Source organism: Aromatoleum petrolei, from assembly GCF_017894385.1.
Lineage (GTDB): Bacteria > Pseudomonadota > Gammaproteobacteria > Burkholderiales > Rhodocyclaceae > Aromatoleum > Aromatoleum petrolei.
This window is the reverse complement of record NZ_CP059560.1, coordinates 3,383,285-3,398,478: the sequence shown is the minus strand read 5'-3', so window position 1 is coordinate 3,398,478 and position 15,194 is coordinate 3,383,285. Positions and strand designations below refer to the sequence as shown.

The 15,194-nt window shown below is 68.8% G+C and carries 14 protein-coding genes and 1 tRNA gene; 9 read left to right on the top strand and 6 right to left on the bottom strand.

Annotation, left to right across the window (positions count from 1 at the left end; translation table 11 throughout):
* Nucleotides 1-90 precede the first annotated feature (90 nt).
* From ToN1_RS15515 to ychF, 8 genes are all read left to right on the top strand, one after another.
* A complete protein-coding gene (locus tag ToN1_RS15515; RefSeq protein ID WP_169206905.1) occupies nt 91-1,806 on the top strand; it encodes a tetratricopeptide repeat protein in 1,716 nt (571 codons plus the stop codon).
* The gene (locus ToN1_RS15510) at nt 1,803-2,393 is read left to right on the top strand and encodes an outer membrane lipoprotein LolB (RefSeq protein WP_169206904.1); all 591 of its coding nucleotides are present in this window, start codon (nt 1,803-1,805) and stop codon (nt 2,391-2,393) included. The genes ToN1_RS15515 and ToN1_RS15510 overlap by 4 nt, the downstream gene beginning before the upstream one ends.
* Nucleotides 2,375-3,229 carry a 4-(cytidine 5'-diphospho)-2-C-methyl-D-erythritol kinase gene (gene ispE / locus ToN1_RS15505; RefSeq protein WP_169206903.1) on the top strand — a complete coding sequence of 285 codons (855 nt, stop codon included), beginning with the start codon at nt 2,375-2,377 and terminating at the stop codon, nt 3,227-3,229. The genes ToN1_RS15510 and ispE overlap by 19 nt, the downstream gene beginning before the upstream one ends.
* 19 nt (nt 3,230-3,248) lie before the next feature.
* A tRNA-Gln gene (locus ToN1_RS15500) sits at nt 3,249-3,325 on the top strand.
* A 74-nt stretch (nt 3,326-3,399) separates the two neighbouring features.
* Nucleotides 3,400-4,350 (top strand): ribose-phosphate pyrophosphokinase, encoded by a 951-nt coding sequence (locus ToN1_RS15495; protein WP_169206902.1) that lies wholly within the window; start codon nt 3,400-3,402, stop codon nt 4,348-4,350.
* A 76-nt stretch (nt 4,351-4,426) separates the two neighbouring features.
* Nucleotides 4,427-5,029 (top strand): 50S ribosomal protein L25/general stress protein Ctc, encoded by a 603-nt coding sequence (locus ToN1_RS15490; protein WP_169206901.1) that lies wholly within the window; start codon nt 4,427-4,429, stop codon nt 5,027-5,029.
* A 48-nt stretch (nt 5,030-5,077) separates the two neighbouring features.
* A complete protein-coding gene (gene pth / locus ToN1_RS15485; protein WP_169206900.1) occupies nt 5,078-5,698 on the top strand; it encodes an aminoacyl-tRNA hydrolase in 621 nt (206 codons plus the stop codon).
* Nucleotides 5,695-6,786 (top strand): redox-regulated ATPase YchF, encoded by a 1,092-nt coding sequence (gene ychF / locus ToN1_RS15480; RefSeq protein ID WP_169206899.1) that lies wholly within the window; start codon nt 5,695-5,697, stop codon nt 6,784-6,786. Before pth ends, ychF begins: the two co-directional genes overlap by 4 nt.
* A 57-nt stretch (nt 6,787-6,843) precedes the next feature.
* Here ychF and ToN1_RS15475 read toward each other — a convergent pair whose 3' ends face one another.
* The 4 genes from ToN1_RS15475 to ToN1_RS15460 all read right to left on the bottom strand — a co-directional run bounded on the left by ToN1_RS15475 (nt 6,844) and on the right by ToN1_RS15460 (nt 10,594).
* Nucleotides 6,844-7,488, bottom strand: a complete 645-nt coding sequence (locus ToN1_RS15475) for an RluA family pseudouridine synthase (protein ID WP_169206898.1) — start codon at nt 7,486-7,488, stop codon at nt 6,844-6,846.
* Nucleotides 7,489-7,557: 69 nt separating this feature from the next.
* On the bottom strand, nt 7,558-7,983 hold the full coding sequence (locus ToN1_RS15470) for a GtrA family protein (protein ID WP_169206897.1): 426 nt from the start codon (nt 7,981-7,983) through the stop codon (nt 7,558-7,560).
* Nucleotides 7,980-9,626: a glycosyltransferase family 39 protein gene (locus tag ToN1_RS15465; RefSeq protein WP_169206896.1), complete on the bottom strand. Its 1,647-nt coding sequence runs from the start codon at nt 9,624-9,626 to the stop codon at nt 7,980-7,982. The genes ToN1_RS15470 and ToN1_RS15465 overlap by 4 nt, the downstream gene beginning before the upstream one ends.
* Nucleotides 9,623-10,594, bottom strand: coding sequence for a glycosyltransferase family 2 protein (locus ToN1_RS15460; protein ID WP_210148142.1), 972 nt, complete (start codon nt 10,592-10,594; stop codon nt 9,623-9,625). The genes ToN1_RS15465 and ToN1_RS15460 overlap by 4 nt, the downstream gene beginning before the upstream one ends.
* Before the next feature lie 127 nt (nt 10,595-10,721).
* Between ToN1_RS15460 and ToN1_RS15455 the strand changes: the two genes are divergently transcribed.
* Nucleotides 10,722-11,666 carry a ChbG/HpnK family deacetylase gene (locus ToN1_RS15455; RefSeq protein WP_169206895.1) on the top strand — a complete coding sequence of 315 codons (945 nt, stop codon included), beginning with the start codon at nt 10,722-10,724 and terminating at the stop codon, nt 11,664-11,666.
* A 490-nt stretch (nt 11,667-12,156) separates the two neighbouring features.
* Here ToN1_RS15455 and ToN1_RS15450 read toward each other — a convergent pair whose 3' ends face one another.
* Entirely contained in the window at nt 12,157-13,446 is a 1,290-nt protein-coding gene (locus ToN1_RS15450) for a sialidase family protein (protein WP_169206894.1), read from the bottom strand.
* Nucleotides 13,443-15,074, bottom strand: coding sequence for an ArnT family glycosyltransferase (locus tag ToN1_RS15445; protein WP_169206893.1), 1,632 nt, complete (start codon nt 15,072-15,074; stop codon nt 13,443-13,445). Before ToN1_RS15445 ends, ToN1_RS15450 begins: the two co-directional genes overlap by 4 nt.
* Nucleotides 15,075-15,194: the final 120 nt, after the last annotated feature.

The window sequence follows — 15,194 nt, the reverse complement described above, 5'->3', positions numbered from 1 at the left end:
ACGACTGCCGACGCACCGCGGCAACAGCATACGTCAGACACGACCGCAGGGCCGGTTTGAAGTTCGTGCAACCCCCTCTGGGCCAAGTACATGAATCGCATCATCTCCTCGTTCGCTACCGGCCTGGGACTGGCCATCGCGCTCACCTTCCCGGCCTCCGCACAGGCCGCGCCGGCCCCCGACGAGGCGCCCCCCGCAGCCTCGCTGCCCGCCCAGGAACTCAGCGCACGCACCCTGTACACCTTCCTGCTGGCCGAAATCGCCGGCGCACGCGGCGAGATCGGCGTCGCGGTCCAGGCCTATGCCGACCTCGCGCAGCGCACGCGCGACCCGCGCATTGCGCGCCGGGCGATGGAGGTGGCGCTGTACGCGCGCAACATGCCCGCGGCGATCGACGCCGCCCGCATCTGGTCCGAAGCCGACCCGGACTCCGAAGAAGCGCGCCGCATCCTCGCCGGCCTGCTGGCAGGCGGCGACGGCCAGCTCGAACAGGTCCAGGCACAACTTGCGCGCCTGCTCGCACAGTCGCCCGAGAACCTCGACAACCACCTGATGGGCCTCAACCGCGCCTTCTCGCGCGTCCAGGACAAGGAAGCCGTCAAGGGCATCGTGATGCGCCTGACCGAGCCCTACACCAGCCACCCCGAAGCCCATTTCGCCCGCGCCCAGGCCGCCGTCGGCGCCGGCGACATCATGGAATCGATCGCCTCGATCGAGAACGCGCTGCGCCTGCGTGCGGACTGGGAACCCGCCGTGCTGTTCAAGGCACAGCTCCTGTCGCAATCCGGCGCGATGCAGGAGGCCACGAAACTCGTCCGCGAATACCTCGAACGCCACCCCGAAAGCCGCAACGCCCGCCTCGCCCATGCGCGCGCGCTGGTGTCGACGCGCCAGTTCGAGGCGGCGCGCAAGGAATTCCGCCAGCTGCTCGACGGCGCGCCCGACGACCGCGAGCTGATGTATGCCGTCGGCCTGCTGTCGGCCCAGCTGGAAGACTACGACGTCGCGACGACCCAGCTTGAGCGCGCGCTCAACGCCGGCCACCCGGACAGCGACAGCATCCGCCTCAACCTGGGCCAGGTCGCCGAACGGCGGAAGGATAGCGAAACCGCCCTGCGCTGGTACCGCGCCGTCGAACCCGGGCCGCAGCACTTCGACGCGCAGCTGCGCATCGCTTCGGTGCTCGCGCGCGACGGCAAGCTCAAGGAAGCCCGCGAGCACCTGCGCGGCGTCAAGGTCGAAGAATCCGAACGCAAGCGCCTGCTGCTCGCCGAAGCGCAACTCCTGCGCGGCGCGGGCAAGGACGCCGAAGCCTTCGAGCTGATCGACGGAGCCCTGCGCGACAACGCCGACGACACCGACCTGTTGTACGAATCGTCGATGCTCGCCGAGAGCATCGGCAAGCACGAGATCATGGAAGGGAGGCTGCGCAAGCTGATCGCGCTGCGCCCCGATTTCTCGCACGCCTATAACGCATTGGGCTACTCCCTCGCCGACCGCGGAGTGCGCCTGGACGAGGCCGAAGCGCTGATCGTGCGTGCGCTCGAACTCACCCCGGACGACCCCTTCATCCTCGACAGCATGGGATGGGTGCGCTTCCGCCGCAACGATGCGACCGGTGCCCTCGCCCACCTCGAAAAGGCCTACGGCATGCGCCCGGATCCGGAGATCGCTGCCCATCTCGGCGAAGTCCTGTGGACCCTCAAGCGCGAGTCCGACGCGTCGCGCGTGTGGGACGAGGCGCTCAAGACGAACCCCGACAACGAAGCGCTGATGTCCACCGTCAAGCGCCTGCGCGGCCAATGAAGCGCCCTGCCCCCCGGACCGCCGTGCGGGCGTTCGCCGCGGCGCTCGCCGCCGCGCTACTGGCCGGCTGCGCGAGCCAGGCGACACGCAACCTCACCGCCGTCCCGCGTCCCGTGGCCACGGCGTTCGAACTCGAAGGGCGTCTCGCCGCCAGCGACGGCGAACGCGCCGCGAACGGATCCATCACCTGGTCCCACACGCCGGTCGCCGACGAGTGGACCGTGTATAGCCCGCTCGGGCAGATTGTCGGCCAGCTCGTGCGCACCCCGCGCGGCGCGATGCTGCTCACCGCCGACGGCAGTTCCGAGCAGGCCGCAGACGCCGACACCATCCTGCCGCGCCTCCTCGGCGTTCCCGCCCCGATCGACGGGCTCCAGCACTGGGTGCAGGCCTCGACCCGACCCGGCGCGCGCGTGCTGAGCCTCGACGAAGCCGGCCGCCCGACACGCATCTCCGACGCCGGCTGGATCATCGACTACGTCGAGTACGCCGGCACTGCGGCCGACGCCCCGCCGCGCCGCATCGACGCCGCCTGGGGCGAAGCCCGCATCCGGCTCCTCATCGACCAATGGACGCCCCGCCGGTGAACCACCTCGAACACTGCCCCGCACCGGCCAAACTCAACCTTTTCCTGCACGTCGTCGGCCGCCGCGCCGACGGCTATCACCTGCTGCAGACCGCCTTCCGCATGCTCGACTGGGGCGACAGCCTCGATTTTGCCCTGCGCACCGACGACACCGTGCGCCGCACGACCGAAGTGGCAGGGGTACCGGCGGAACAGGATCTCGTCGTGCGCGCGGGCCGCTTGCTGCAGCAGGCGACGGGCTGCCGCCTCGGCGCGGACATCTCCATCGACAAGCGCCTGCCCATGGGCGGGGGCCTGGGGGGCGGCAGCTCGGACGCCGCGACCACCCTGATCGCATTGAACCGCCTGTGGGGGACCGGATTGAGCCGCGCCGTGCTTGCGCAACTGGGTCTGCAACTCGGCGCCGACGTCCCCTTCTTCATCTTCGGGCGCGATGCCTTCGCCGAGGGCGTGGGCGAGGAATTGCAGCCGCTGACGCTGCCGCCGGCGTGGTACGTGGTCGTCGCACCGCCGGTCCTGGTGCCCACCGCAGAAATTTTCGGCGCAGAGGAGTTGACGCGCGATACGGAACCAATCAGAATTATGGACTTCGCAGCAAGCACCACCCGTAACGATCTGCAGGCAGTAGCCTGCAATCGATACCCAGCGGTCGGTGCGGCAATCGAGTGGCTGGCGCAGTTTGCGCCCGCGCGGATGACCGGATCGGGCGCCTGCGTGTTTGCCGAGGTTGGCGGCGAGATGGAAGCGAACGACATCGTGAATAAATGCCCGGCGCCGATGCGGGCATGGAAGACGAAGAGTCTGGCGAGACATCCGCTGAGCGACTGGCTCGATTGAGCAGGCGAAAAGGTTTCGTTGGGGAGTCGCCAAGTTGGTCAAGGCACCGGATTTTGATTCCGGCATTCGAAGGTTCGAATCCTTCTTCCCCAGCCAATTTATCCGGGCAGGCCTCGCGCCTGCCCGAGTCGTTTTTACCCTGCCATTCTAGCGGCATCGGAGATTCGGAAATGGCCTACGGCAGCCTGATGGTCGTCACCGGCAACGCCAACCCCAAGCTCGCGGCGGATGTCGTGCGCAGACTGGGCATTTCCATCGGCTCGGCCACGGTGGGCCGCTTCTCCGACGGCGAGGTCAACGTCGAACTGCTCGAAAACGTGCGCGGCAAGGATGTCTTCATCCTCCAGCCGACCTGCACGCCGACGAACGAAAACCTGATGGAACTGGTGGTTCTGGTTGACGCCCTCAAGCGCGCGTCGGCCGGTCGCATCACCGCCGCGATCCCCTACTTCGGCTATGCCCGCCAGGATCGCCGTCCGCGTTCGGCGCGCGTGCCGATCACCGCGAAGGTCGTCGCCAACATGCTGCAGGCCGTGGGCGTCCAGCGCCTGCTGACGATGGACCTGCACGCAGACCAGATCCAGGGCTTCTTCGACATCCCGGTCGACAACGTATACGCCGCCCCGGTGCTGCTCGCCGACCTCGACAAGCAGAACTACGACGATCTGCTGGTCGTCTCGCCCGACGTCGGCGGCGTGGTGCGTGCCCGCGCCTTCGCGAAGCGCATGGAATGCGACCTCGCGATCATCGACAAGCGCCGGCCGAAGGCCAACGTCTCCGAAGTCATGAACATCATCGGCGAGGTCAAGGACCGCACCTGCGTGATCATGGACGACATCGTCGACACCGCCGGCACGCTGTGCAAGGCCGCCACCGCGCTGAAGGCGCACGGCGCCCGCCGCGTGCTCGCCTACTGCACGCACGCCGTGTTGTCGGGCGCCGCGGTCTCGCGCATCTCCGAATCCGACCTCGACGAACTGGTCGTCACCGACACCATCCCTCTGCGCGACGACGCCAAGGCCTGTTCGCGCATCCGCACGGTCTCGGTCGCCTCGCTGCTTGCCGACACGATGCTGCGCATCAGCAACGAAGAGTCGGTCAGCTCGCTGTTCATGGAATGAATATCGCTCCCGGCTTCCCGGGGGCCCAACCCATCCGTCTGGTCGCGGACGGATCGTTTCAACCAGGAGTATCACAATGCAAATCGAATTCAAGGCCACCAAGCGCGTGGAACAGGGCACGGGTGCGAGCCGCCGCCTGCGTCGCGCCGGCCAGATCCCGGGCATCATCTACGGTTCGGGCGAAGCCCAGGCCATCGCGCTGGACCACAACGAGCTGTACCACCTGCTGCGCAAGGAAGCCTTCCATGCATCGATCCTGTCGGTGAATGTCGAGGGCGCGAAGCAGACCGTCCTGCTGCGTGACACCCAGTGGCACCCGTTCCGCCAGCAAGTCCTGCACCTGGACTTCCAGCGCGTCGATGCGAGCCAGAAGATCCACCTGAAGGTGCCGCTGCACTTCGCGAACGGCGACGTCAGCCCGGCCGTCAAGCTCGGCGGCTGCATGATCTCGCACACCATCACCGAAGTCGATGTCTCGTGCCTGCCGGGCAACCTGCCGGAATTCGTCGTAGTCGACCTCGCAAACCTGCAGGCCGGCGAGTCGATCCACGTGTCGCAGCTCCCGCTGCCGGCCGGCGTCGAGCTGGTTGCACACGGCGAAGGCGACCCGGTCGTCGCGACCGCCGTCACCGTCAAGGGCGCTGTCGCTGAAGAAGGCGCCGAAGGCGAAGCTGCCTGAGGCTGACGCCTCGGGACGCCCCGCCGGGATGACGCAGGAACCGACACGATGAGCGCCGCAGCACCGCGTCTCATCGTCGGCCTCGGCAATCCCGGCGCCGAATACACCGAGACCCGGCACAATGCCGGGTTTTGGTTTTGTGAGCGCCTCGCCGACGCGCTCGGCGTGCGTTTCAGCCACGAATCGCGCTTCCACGGCCTGGTCGCCAATGCCCGCGAAGCCGGCGTCTGGCTGCTGATGCCGCAGACCTTCATGAACCGCTCGGGCCAAGCCATCGGCGCGCTCGCGCGCTTCTACCGCATCACCCCGGCCGAGATTCTCGTCGTTCATGATGAACTCGACATCCCCCCCGGCCAGCTGCGCCTGAAATTCGGCGGCGGCCTGGGCGGACACAACGGCCTGAAGGACACCTCTGCCCACCTCGGCACGAACGACTACTGGCGCCTGCGTATCGGTATCGGCCACCCGGGCGACCGCAACGAGGTCGTGAACTTCGTGCTGAAGCCCGCACGACGCGAGGAGCAGACGCTCATCGACGAGGCCATGGAACGCGCGCTCGCGACCTGGCCGACGATCGCACGCGGCGACTGGAACGCCGCCGGTACCCGGCTGAATGCCCGGCCGGCCGCACCGAAGCCTGCAAAACCCAAGGAAGGACCCAGTTCATGAGCCTCAAATGCGGCATCGTCGGCCTGCCCAACGTCGGCAAGTCGACCCTGTTCAACGCCCTCACGAAAGCCGGCATCGAAGCGGCCAATTATCCGTTCTGCACCATCGAGCCGAACGTCGGCATCGTCGAGGTGCCGGACCCCCGCCTTGCCGCGCTGTCGGAGATCGTCAAGCCGCAGAAGATCCAGCCCGCGATCGTCGAGTTCGTCGATATCGCCGGCCTGGTCGCCGGCGCCTCCAAGGGCGAAGGCCTGGGCAACCAGTTCCTCGCCAACATCCGCGAGACCGATGCGATCGTGCACGTCGTGCGCTGTTTCGCCGACGACAACGTCGTGCATGTCTCCGGCACCGTCGACCCGATCCGCGACATCGAGGTCATCGACACCGAACTGGCGCTCGCCGACATGGCGACGGTCGAGAAGGCCGTCAACCGCTACAAGCGGCCCGCCGCGGCGGGCGACAAGGACGCGAAGGTCCTCGTCGCGGTGCTGGAGAAGTGCCTCGCCCAACTGAACGAGGCGAAGCCGGTGCGCGCGCTCGACCTCAGCAAGGAAGAGTGGGCCAGCCTCAAGCCCTTCTGCCTGATCACCGCGAAGCCCGTGCTGTACGCCGCGAACGTCGCCGAGGACGGCTTCGAGAACAATCCGCACCTCGACGCCGTGCGTGCCCACGCGAAGGCCGAGGGCGCCGAGGTCGTCGCGCTGTGCGCCGCGATCGAGGCCGAGATCGCCGACCTCGACGACGCCGACAAGAAGGACTTCCTCGAGTCGATGGGCCTCGAGGAACCCGGCCTGGACCGCCTGATCCGCGCCGGCTACAAGCTGCTGGGCCTGCAGACCTATTTCACCGCGGGCGTGAAGGAAGTGCGCGCCTGGACGATCCACGTCGGCGACACCGCGCCGCAGGCCGCAGGCGTGATCCACACCGACTTCGAGCGCGGCTTCATCCGCGCGCAGACCATCGCCTACGACGACTTCATCGCCTACAAGGGCGAAGCGGGCGCCAAGGAAGCGGGCAAGATGCGCGCGGAAGGCAAGGAATACGTAGTCAGGGACGGCGACGTGCTGAACTTCCTGTTCAACGTCTGAGCCGCCTCGCCGCCTTCCCGAAAAGCCCGGTCCGCCGGGCTTTTTCGTTTCGGCCGTTCAGAACGGCACGGGGCTCACGAACTGCATGCGCTGCTTGGTCTGCGGGTGGTCGAAGGCGAGCATCGCTGCGTGCAGGTGCAGCCGCAGGTGGCGTTCGGCGCTTTCGGGCGGGGCGTAGAGCGAATCGCCGAGGATCGCGTGACCGATCGTCATCATGTGCACGCGCAGCTGGTGCGAGCGCCCGGTGACGGGTTCGAGCTCGACGCGCGAGACGGCTTCCGCCCCCATGCCGCTGCGCTCGACGACGCGGTAGTTGGTCAGCGCGCGCCGGCCGTTCACGGGATCCACCATCTGGCGCGGCCGGTTCGGCCAGTCGACGATCAGCGGCAGATCGACCTCGCCGTCCTGCGACAGCACGTGGCCGTGCACGAGCGCAAAGTAGCGCTTGTCCACCTCGCGCTTCTCGAAGGCCATGCTGAGGCGGCGGTGCATCTCCGCACCGCGCGCGAGGACGATCAGGCCCGAGGTGTCGTAGTCGAGGCGATGGACGATGCGGGCGTCCGGGTAGGTCTTCTGGACGCGCGCAATGAGGCAGTCCTGCTTGTGCTCGCCGCGCCCCGGCACGGACAGCAGGCCTGCGGGCTTTTCGGCGACGATGATGTAGTCGTCGGCGTAGACGATCCGGGGTTCGAGATGCGGCACGGTAGCTGAGGCGTGAAGAACGACGGCGGAACGCGGGGAGCCGGCGGCGGTTGGAGGGAAGTTTCTATTTTACTGCTCGCTGCGCGTACCGGCAGGGCGCTTGCGGAAGGTCCACAGCGCGTTGCCGACGTAGTGCCAGCCCAGCAGGATGCCGGTCGTGACGATCTGAGCGAGCAGGTAGTGCACGCCGAAGAGGTCGACGAACAGGTACATCAGCAGCGCATTCCAGCACAGACCCATCCCGGCGATCGCGAGGAATCGCGGCAGGGCCTCGACGTGGGCGCGGTCGGAGCGGAACACGAGGGTGCGGTTCATCGTGTAGTTCACGAGCGCCCCGAGGAGGAATCCGGCGACAGACCCGGCGATCGGATCGACGCCCGCGCCTTCGACCAGCGCGAGCAGCAGCGCGTAATGGGCTGCAGTGCCGACCGCGCCGACGGCGGCAAAGCGCAGGATGCGGCCGGCGTGACCGCGCAGACGACCGCGCACGTTCATCGCGGCGGGCGCGGTTCGCGATCCGCGCCGACGAGCTTGCGCCGGTCGCGCACGACGGCCAGGGCAACGCCTTCGCGCACCACTTCACCGATGACCTCCCCCTTCACCGCCGTGTCGCAGTCCATGTGCGTCGGAGAGAGGAAGAAGTCGGCCGCGCGCCAGTCGCGCGTGACCTCCAACCCCGGCGCGAGCCACGCCGAGCCTTGCACCGATTCGGCGCACACGGCGACGGTCCAGGTGCGCGGCGCCCTTCCCTCGGCCGCGACGCGGGCGTTCAGGAGGCCCGCTGCCTCGCGCAGCGCGTCGCCCCAGTAGTCCTGCTCCCAGCGCCCTTCGGTGCCGCGCAGGCCGCCGGTGAGGCCATTGTAGGCGACGTACTCGTACGGATGCAGGCGCACGAGCGTCACGAGATGCGTGACCGCAAGCAGCGCACAGACGCCCGCAGCCATCAGGCGCATGGCCGACACGCGCGCAAGGCGCGCCGCGGTCGCGACGAGTCCCGCGGCGGCGAGCACCGCCAGCGGCGGCAGGAGGAAGGTGAAGTGCCGGATGCCGTTGTAGAGCGGCGGGGCCGCGAGCAGCGTGTAGGCGAGCGGGAAGGCGGCCGCGAGCGTCACCGGCAGCCAGCGCAGTGCCTCGCGGCGCCCCTCTTCCGACGCGAACAGGCGCGGGAGCGTGCGCAGCGCACTCAGCACGGCGAGCGCGACGCCGAGCAGGAACAACTCGGGCAGGCGCACGAGCAGGTAGCTCGCGAGATAACGGCCGGGGACCTCGCCGTTCTTCATCACCGCGCCGTCGAGAATCGTGTAGAGCTCGAAGGAGAAGCGCGAGAAAGTCGTCATCGCCTTCACGAGGTTGCCGCCCGACTGCACGGCCCACGGCCAGAAGAGGCCCAGCAGCGCGAACGCGAGCACCGCCGCGGGCAGCAGCGCCAGGATCGCGCGCCGCAGCACGGCAAGCCGCGCGCGCAGATCTGCGCCGTTCAGCCAGGCCACCGCGAGCACGGCGACGCCGAGGTAGAAGACCGCGAACACGGCGCCCACGCGCAGGCCGAAGGCGCAGCCGACCGCGACGCCGAGGCCGACGACATCGCCCGCCTTCACCGCCGGCAGGCGGCTTGCGAAGCGCGTCGTGAAGTACAACGCCCACACCATCGTGGTCGCGAAGGGCACGTCCTTGGTATGCGTGAACATCGCGCCCGACCACGCGCCGGTGAGGGCGAGCAGCACCAGCGCGACCAGCCCTGCGGCCTCGCCCAGCAGCAGGCGCGCGAGCAGCCAGGTGCCGGCCAAACCCAGCAGGCCGAAGGCCGCGGACAGCAGGTGGCGCAGGTCCCACACGTTCATCGGCACGACGCGCTCCAGCGTCGCGGCAATCAGGTCGAAGAGGCCCCCGTAGAGATAAAGGTTCTTGTAGGCGAAGGCGCTGCGGTCGGCGAAGCCCGAAGCGTAGAAATCGAGCAGCAGGCGCCCGTAGACGTGCTGCACCTCCTCGTCGTTGCTGATGCCGTGCTGGTCGAACGCGAACAGCACATAGGCGCCGAGGACGGCGAACACGAGCAGCGCGAGGCGGAAGGCGAGCCGTGGCGGCAGCAGGCCCGCGGACGCGGCGGACGCGCCCGGAACGACGGCGCGAGCGCTCACTTCGCGGCCTCGTCGAAGCCGATGCGCTCGGACACCAGGTACAGGGGGCGCTGCTTGACCTCGGTGAAGATGCGCCCGACGTATTCGCCCAGCACGCCCAGGCTGATGAGCTGGATGCCGGACAGGAACAGCACCGAGACGATGATCGACGCGTAGCCGGGGACGTCGATGCCGAAGATCGCCGTGCGCACGACCAGCCAGCCGCCGTAAAGCACGGACAGCCCGGAGATGCAGACCCCGATCATCGACCACACGCGCAACGGCAGCGTGCTGAAGGCCGACAGGCCGTCGATGGCGTAACGCAGCAGGCGCAACAGCGACCAGGCGGACGCCCCCGCGGCGCGCTCCGCAGGCTCGAAATCGATCGTCTCCTGGCGGAAGCCCACCCAGCTCGTGATGCCCTTCATGAAACGGGTGCGCTCGGGCAGGCTGTTGATGGCATCGACGACTGCGCGATCGAAGAGGCGGAAGTCGCCGCCCCCCTCTTCCAGCGCGACCTCCGAGACGCGCTTGAACAGCCCGTAGAAACCGCGCGAGAGCTGACGCCGCAGCCAGGGATCGGTGTCGCGCGAGCGGCGCACGGCGGTCACCATCTTCGCGCCGTTCTGCCAGCGCGCGAGCATTTCGGGGATGAGCTCGGGCGGATGCTGCAGGTCGCCGTCCATCAGCACGACGATGTCGCCGCGCGCCACACGCAGGCCGGCGGCCATCGCAGCCTCCTTGCCGAAGTTGCGCGCGAAGCGGATCGCCCGGATCGCCGGGTCGATGGCCGCCAGCGCCGCGACCTCGTCGAAGGTCGTGTCGCGGCTGCCGTCGTCGACGAACACGAACTCGTGACCGGCGAGCGACAGGCCCGCGATCGCCGCCTTCAGGCGCTCGTGCAGGGCCCCGAGCGAACCGCTTTCGTTGTACAGGGGGATCACGACCGACAGCAGCGGCAATGGAACGGGGGACGGAGCGACGCGCATTGCGGCGCGGGTGGTGGAAGCAGGCACGTTAATCCGGCGGATGATGAATGGGCGAGGCGCCAAACCTCGCAGGATAAACGCAAACGGGCGCTGGCGCGTTGACGCCGGAGCCGCTATAAGGAGGGCCATGAATGAACAGCCCGCCACCGACCGCCGACCGCCCCGCCCGATCATCGTTTGCGCCGACGACTACGGCATCGCGCCGGGCGTCAGCGAAGCGATCGCCGGGCTGATCACGGCCGGGCGCCTGTCCGCCACGAGCTGCATGACCCCGCTGCCGGACTGGAAGCGACGCGCAGGGCTGCTACGCGAAACCGTCGCGGCGCACCCGGCCGACGTGGGCTTGCACCTCACGCTGACCGATCACGTGCCGCTCACCGCGGCGACCGGATTCGCGCAGGCCGGCCGGCTGCCGTCGATGGGGCGGCTCCTGCCGCTTGCGCTCGCACGGGCGCTGCCGCGGCTGGCGATACGGACCGAGTTGCGCGCGCAGCTCGATGCTTTCGAGGACGCCTGGAACGCCGCGCCGGACTACATCGACGGCCACCAGCACGCGCATGTGTTGCCCGGCATACGCGAGGTGCTCGTCGAGGAACTGTTGCGGCGCTACCCCGCGGGATCGGTATGGGTACGCGATTGCTGCGAGCCTCTGACACGCTGTGTGCACCGTCGCACGGCCCTGCCGAAGGCCTTGCTGATCTCCACCCTCGGCGTCGGCCTGCACCGGCTGCTGCGGCGCCACGGCCTGCCCGCGAACGACGGCTTCTCGGGGCTGCACGATTTTTCCGGGCGGATTCCGTTCCGGACGTTGATGCAGTCCTTCCTCGCAGGCAGCGGGCCGCGGCCGCTCGTGCATGTGCACCCGGGCCGTGTCGATGACGAGCTGCGCGCCTGCGACGTGCTCACGACGCCGCGCGAGACCGAACTCGCCTACCTGACCTCGCCCGCGTTCGCCGAGGACCTGGCCGCGGTGGGGCTGTACCCGGCACGCTTCGCCGATTTTCCGCGTCCCGCACCGGCGGCGATCAGCCAGATCAGCCCACCCGACGCAAGCAGCGGATCGATCAGGTAGTCCCACAGGTTGGTCGATTCGAGCAGCTGCAGTCGCCACATGGCGAGCGCGGCCGCGAGCGCGGCGGCAAGGATCCAGCGACCGCCCGCGGCAGCGGCGAGTGCGACTGCGCCAACCGCCAGCGACATCGCCGCACCACCGTATCCCCACGCATAGGGGTCCACGACTCCAAGCCCCAGCACTGGCGGATAGAACAGCAGGCCGCCGATACCGGCGAGCGCCGCTACGAGCGCGCGCTCGCCGCGCGGAAAGACGCTTGCGCATGCGCAGCGCGCGCACAACAGGGCCGCCAGCGTTGCGGCGGTCACCACGGATGCGGCCCCGACGGCACCGCGCAGCACCGCCAGCAGGCTCGTTCCGCCGAGCGGCACCCACAACAGCGTCGCGATCGCGAGCACCACCGCTGCAGCGGCTCCGGGCCGCGCGCGAAGTCCTGGCACGCACAGCGCGAACGCACAGGCCCACGCGAGGGAGTCGAACAGTGCGGGGATCACAGTCTTTCCTCCAGCCAGGCCCGGTTGAAGCGCAGATGGCGGATGAAGGAGCGGTTCCACGTATACACGAGGTGGAAGTCGCCGTCGGCGCCGCGCACGAGGTAGGGATAATCGTACTGCCAGGAGCAGGTCTCGCCACGGCAGAGATTCGCCTCCGCATTGCGCAACACGGACTCCGCCGCCGGCCCCGGCCCGAGCGCCTCGAGATCGCGCGTCAGCAAGGGGCGCAGCACGTCGGGGCCAAAGCTGCGGCCGAGGAACGCCTCGCGATCCTCGAAGCGGTGGATCGCGCGCCAGTGGCGGCCGTCGTCCTCGCTCACGAGGAGCGACAGGCGCAGCCGCTCGTCCTCGGTGTCGTTGGCGACTGCGATCAGGCGGCCGTCTTCCAGCGCGAGCGCCGCCAGCGCCGAATTCGGGTTCGCGAGATCGCTCGCCTCGACGGGCGACCACGTGCGCCCGCCGTCGCGGGTCGCGCTGCGCCAGGCGCGCGGCGGCCTGCTCTCGCCCGCGAAGCGCTGCAGCACGACCGCAGCCTGCGCATCCTTGACCAGGATCACCGGCTGCAGCGAGCGGTTGCCGTGGTCCAGGCGCTGCTTGCGGCGCACCCGGCCGTCCGGCGTCAGCACCAGCAGCTCGCCGAACTTGCCGGCCATCTCGTGATACACCGGCAGGCCGATGTCGCCGTCGGCGAAGAACACCGGGGCGCCCTTCGCGAGCGTACTGAGATTCAGGAAAGGCGAGGCGACCAGTCGCGTCGCCGGCGTCCAGGTCCGGCCCAGGTCGGATGAACGGATCAGGTTGAGGTGGCTGGTCGCCCAGCCGCCCAGGGTCACGCTCACATACGCGACCCACAGCTCGCCCGATGGCACCATGAAGGCGACGGGGTTGCCCATCTTGCGCACGAGGCGGCCGAGATCGCGCGTGGTCTGTTCCGGTGTCGCGATCGTGAGCTGCTCGCCCCAGCGCCCTGCCGCCGGATCGAAGAAGGCGCCATGGATCTTCACGTCGGTCGCGCCCTCGCGCGAACCGCCGAACCAGGTCGAAAACAGCCGCCCGTCGGGTAGCGCGGCGATCGAGGCGGCGTGCACGCGTGCCGGCTCGGCCGCATTCACGACGAAGCTCGCGAGCTGCGGCACGTCCCCCTCGCCGCTCCGCGACGGTGTCGCCGGCACGACGAAGGCCGCCGCCGGTGCGGTCTGAAAACCCGGCCACGCCGCCCACAGGCTCACGCCGGCGATCGCTGCGCAGGCCAGCGCGCGCAGCCCGCGCGATGCATTCCGATTCATTGCTGCCCTTCCCCCGTAACACGCAGCACGTAATGGCGCGACAAGGTCTGCTCGCGCCGGTCCGGGTCGAGAAAGCGGATATTGAGCCGCGTGACGCGGAACTCAGGGTTCTCAGCCAGCACCTCGACCCGCAGGCCGGCCTCCTCGATCGCCTTGCGTCCGCCCTCGGCCGCATAGACCAGCACCGGCTCGCGGGCCGCCTTCAACTCATCCAGCGTCACCGGCCGGGTGAGCTGGCCGGTGTAGAAATCGAAACTGTTCGCCCGCGCGTCGAGATGCCTCACCCCCCGGGTGTCGATGCCGCGCACCTGCAAGGCCTGCGCCAGATTGTTCCCTGCCTGGTAGCGCAGCAGCTGCGGATAGACGTTGAAGTTCTGCAGGAAATTGAACATCGCCGCCACCACGACCGAAACGAGCACCACCCGCGCCATGCCCTGCGCCCGGCGCGCGAGAACCGTCCCGGCGAATGCCAGCACCACGGCGCCCGCCGCGACGGCGGGTCGGTCGAGCGGAAAGGCCCAGCCATTGAGCGCGAGCGCCAGCGCCCCCATCAGGCCCCACACCAGCCATTGCGCCAGCTTTGCGCCGCGCGGGGCCCGCGCCCGCATGCGCGGCACCAACCAGGAGGCGAGCAGGACGGAGAACAGCGGCAGCAAGATGTTGAGGTAGTGCGGCAGCTTGAAGCCCGAGCTGGAGATGATGCCGAACATCACCGCGATCGTGCCCAGCGTCAGCATCTCCTGCCCGGGCACCGGCCGCAGCCGCGCCGCGACCAGTTCGCGCCCCCGCGCCCACACCGCCGCCGCGCCGAGCAGGCACCATGGCAGGAAGGCCCACAGGAAGGTGTGGAAGAAGAACAGCGGATCGCTCCCTCCGGCCGTGCCGAAGCGGCCACCGGACAGGCGCTCGAAGTTCTGCGACCACAGGATGAACTTCACCCCGTCGATGCCGAACTGTCGATGGTAGGACCACAGCACCGGCGCCGCGAGCGCCAGCGTGAGCAGCGCGAGCGCGAGCCAGCGCGGATCGAAGAGCCCGCGCCAGTCGCGGCGGTACAGCAGATGCACGAAGATCGCAATCGCCGGCATCGCCACGCCGATCATCCCCTTGGTCGCGAAACCCAGCGCGAGGCCCAATGCGGCGAGCACGAGATTGCGCCAACGACGGTAGTGCGCGAACTCCGCGAGCTGCCAGATCGAGAACGCGATCGCCCCCGTGAGCACCGCGTCCATGCGCACGTCGTTATTCGCGAGGATGAAGGCGAGCGAACTGGCGAGGACCAGCGCCGCGACCCGTCCCACCTCGCGCGAATACAGCACCCGCCCGAGGCCGTAGGTCGCATAGACGGCCAGTGCACTGAACAGCAGCGAGGGCAGCTTGAACGCGAACGTGGTCACGCCCAACAGCTTGTAGGCGCCGGCCGCGAGCCAGAACAGCAGGTGCGGCTTGTCCAGGTAGGGTTCGCCCTGGGTCACGAGCGACGCATAGTCGCCCGTGAGGTGCATGTGCAGCGCGATCGTCGCATGGTGCGCCGAATCGTTGTTCATCAGCGGCACGCACAGGCCGCCCAGATACACCACGCCCAGCAGCAGGTAGAAGCCGTACAGGTTTCGGGAATCGGGCGTCACGATGGTTCGGGGCGGAAGCCTTTTCAGGGAAGCATGTATGGGAACCGCGAGCGCCGGCAGGGCGCAGGTCGCCGGGGCGCGCAATGTTATCATGCGCGGCTTGCGCCCCTGCGACCGCAC

What these genes read in the sequence shown, in the direction of transcription:
- ToN1_RS15515 (WP_169206905.1), top strand. Translation starts at nt 91, where the DNA reads ATGAATCGCATCATCTCCTCGTTCGCTACCGGCCTGGGACTGGCCATC.
- ToN1_RS15510 (WP_169206904.1), top strand. Translation starts at nt 1,803, where the DNA reads ATGAAGCGCCCTGCCCCCCGGACCGCCGTGCGGGCGTTCGCCGCGGCG.
- ispE (WP_169206903.1), top strand. Translation starts at nt 2,375, where the DNA reads ATGGACGCCCCGCCGGTGAACCACCTCGAACACTGCCCCGCACCGGCC.
- ToN1_RS15495 (WP_169206902.1), top strand. Translation starts at nt 3,400, where the DNA reads ATGGCCTACGGCAGCCTGATGGTCGTCACCGGCAACGCCAACCCCAAG.
- ToN1_RS15490 (WP_169206901.1), top strand. Translation starts at nt 4,427, where the DNA reads ATGCAAATCGAATTCAAGGCCACCAAGCGCGTGGAACAGGGCACGGGT.
- pth (WP_169206900.1), top strand. Translation starts at nt 5,078, where the DNA reads ATGAGCGCCGCAGCACCGCGTCTCATCGTCGGCCTCGGCAATCCCGGC.
- ychF (WP_169206899.1), top strand. Translation starts at nt 5,695, where the DNA reads ATGAGCCTCAAATGCGGCATCGTCGGCCTGCCCAACGTCGGCAAGTCG.
- ToN1_RS15470 (WP_169206897.1), bottom strand. Translation starts at nt 7,983, where the DNA reads ATGAACGTGCGCGGTCGTCTGCGCGGTCACGCCGGCCGCATCCTGCGC.
- ToN1_RS15460 (WP_210148142.1), bottom strand. Translation starts at nt 10,594, where the DNA reads ATGCGCGTCGCTCCGTCCCCCGTTCCATTGCCGCTGCTGTCGGTCGTG.
- ToN1_RS15455 (WP_169206895.1), top strand. Translation starts at nt 10,722, where the DNA reads ATGAATGAACAGCCCGCCACCGACCGCCGACCGCCCCGCCCGATCATC.
- ToN1_RS15450 (WP_169206894.1), bottom strand. Translation starts at nt 13,446, where the DNA reads ATGAATCGGAATGCATCGCGCGGGCTGCGCGCGCTGGCCTGCGCAGCG.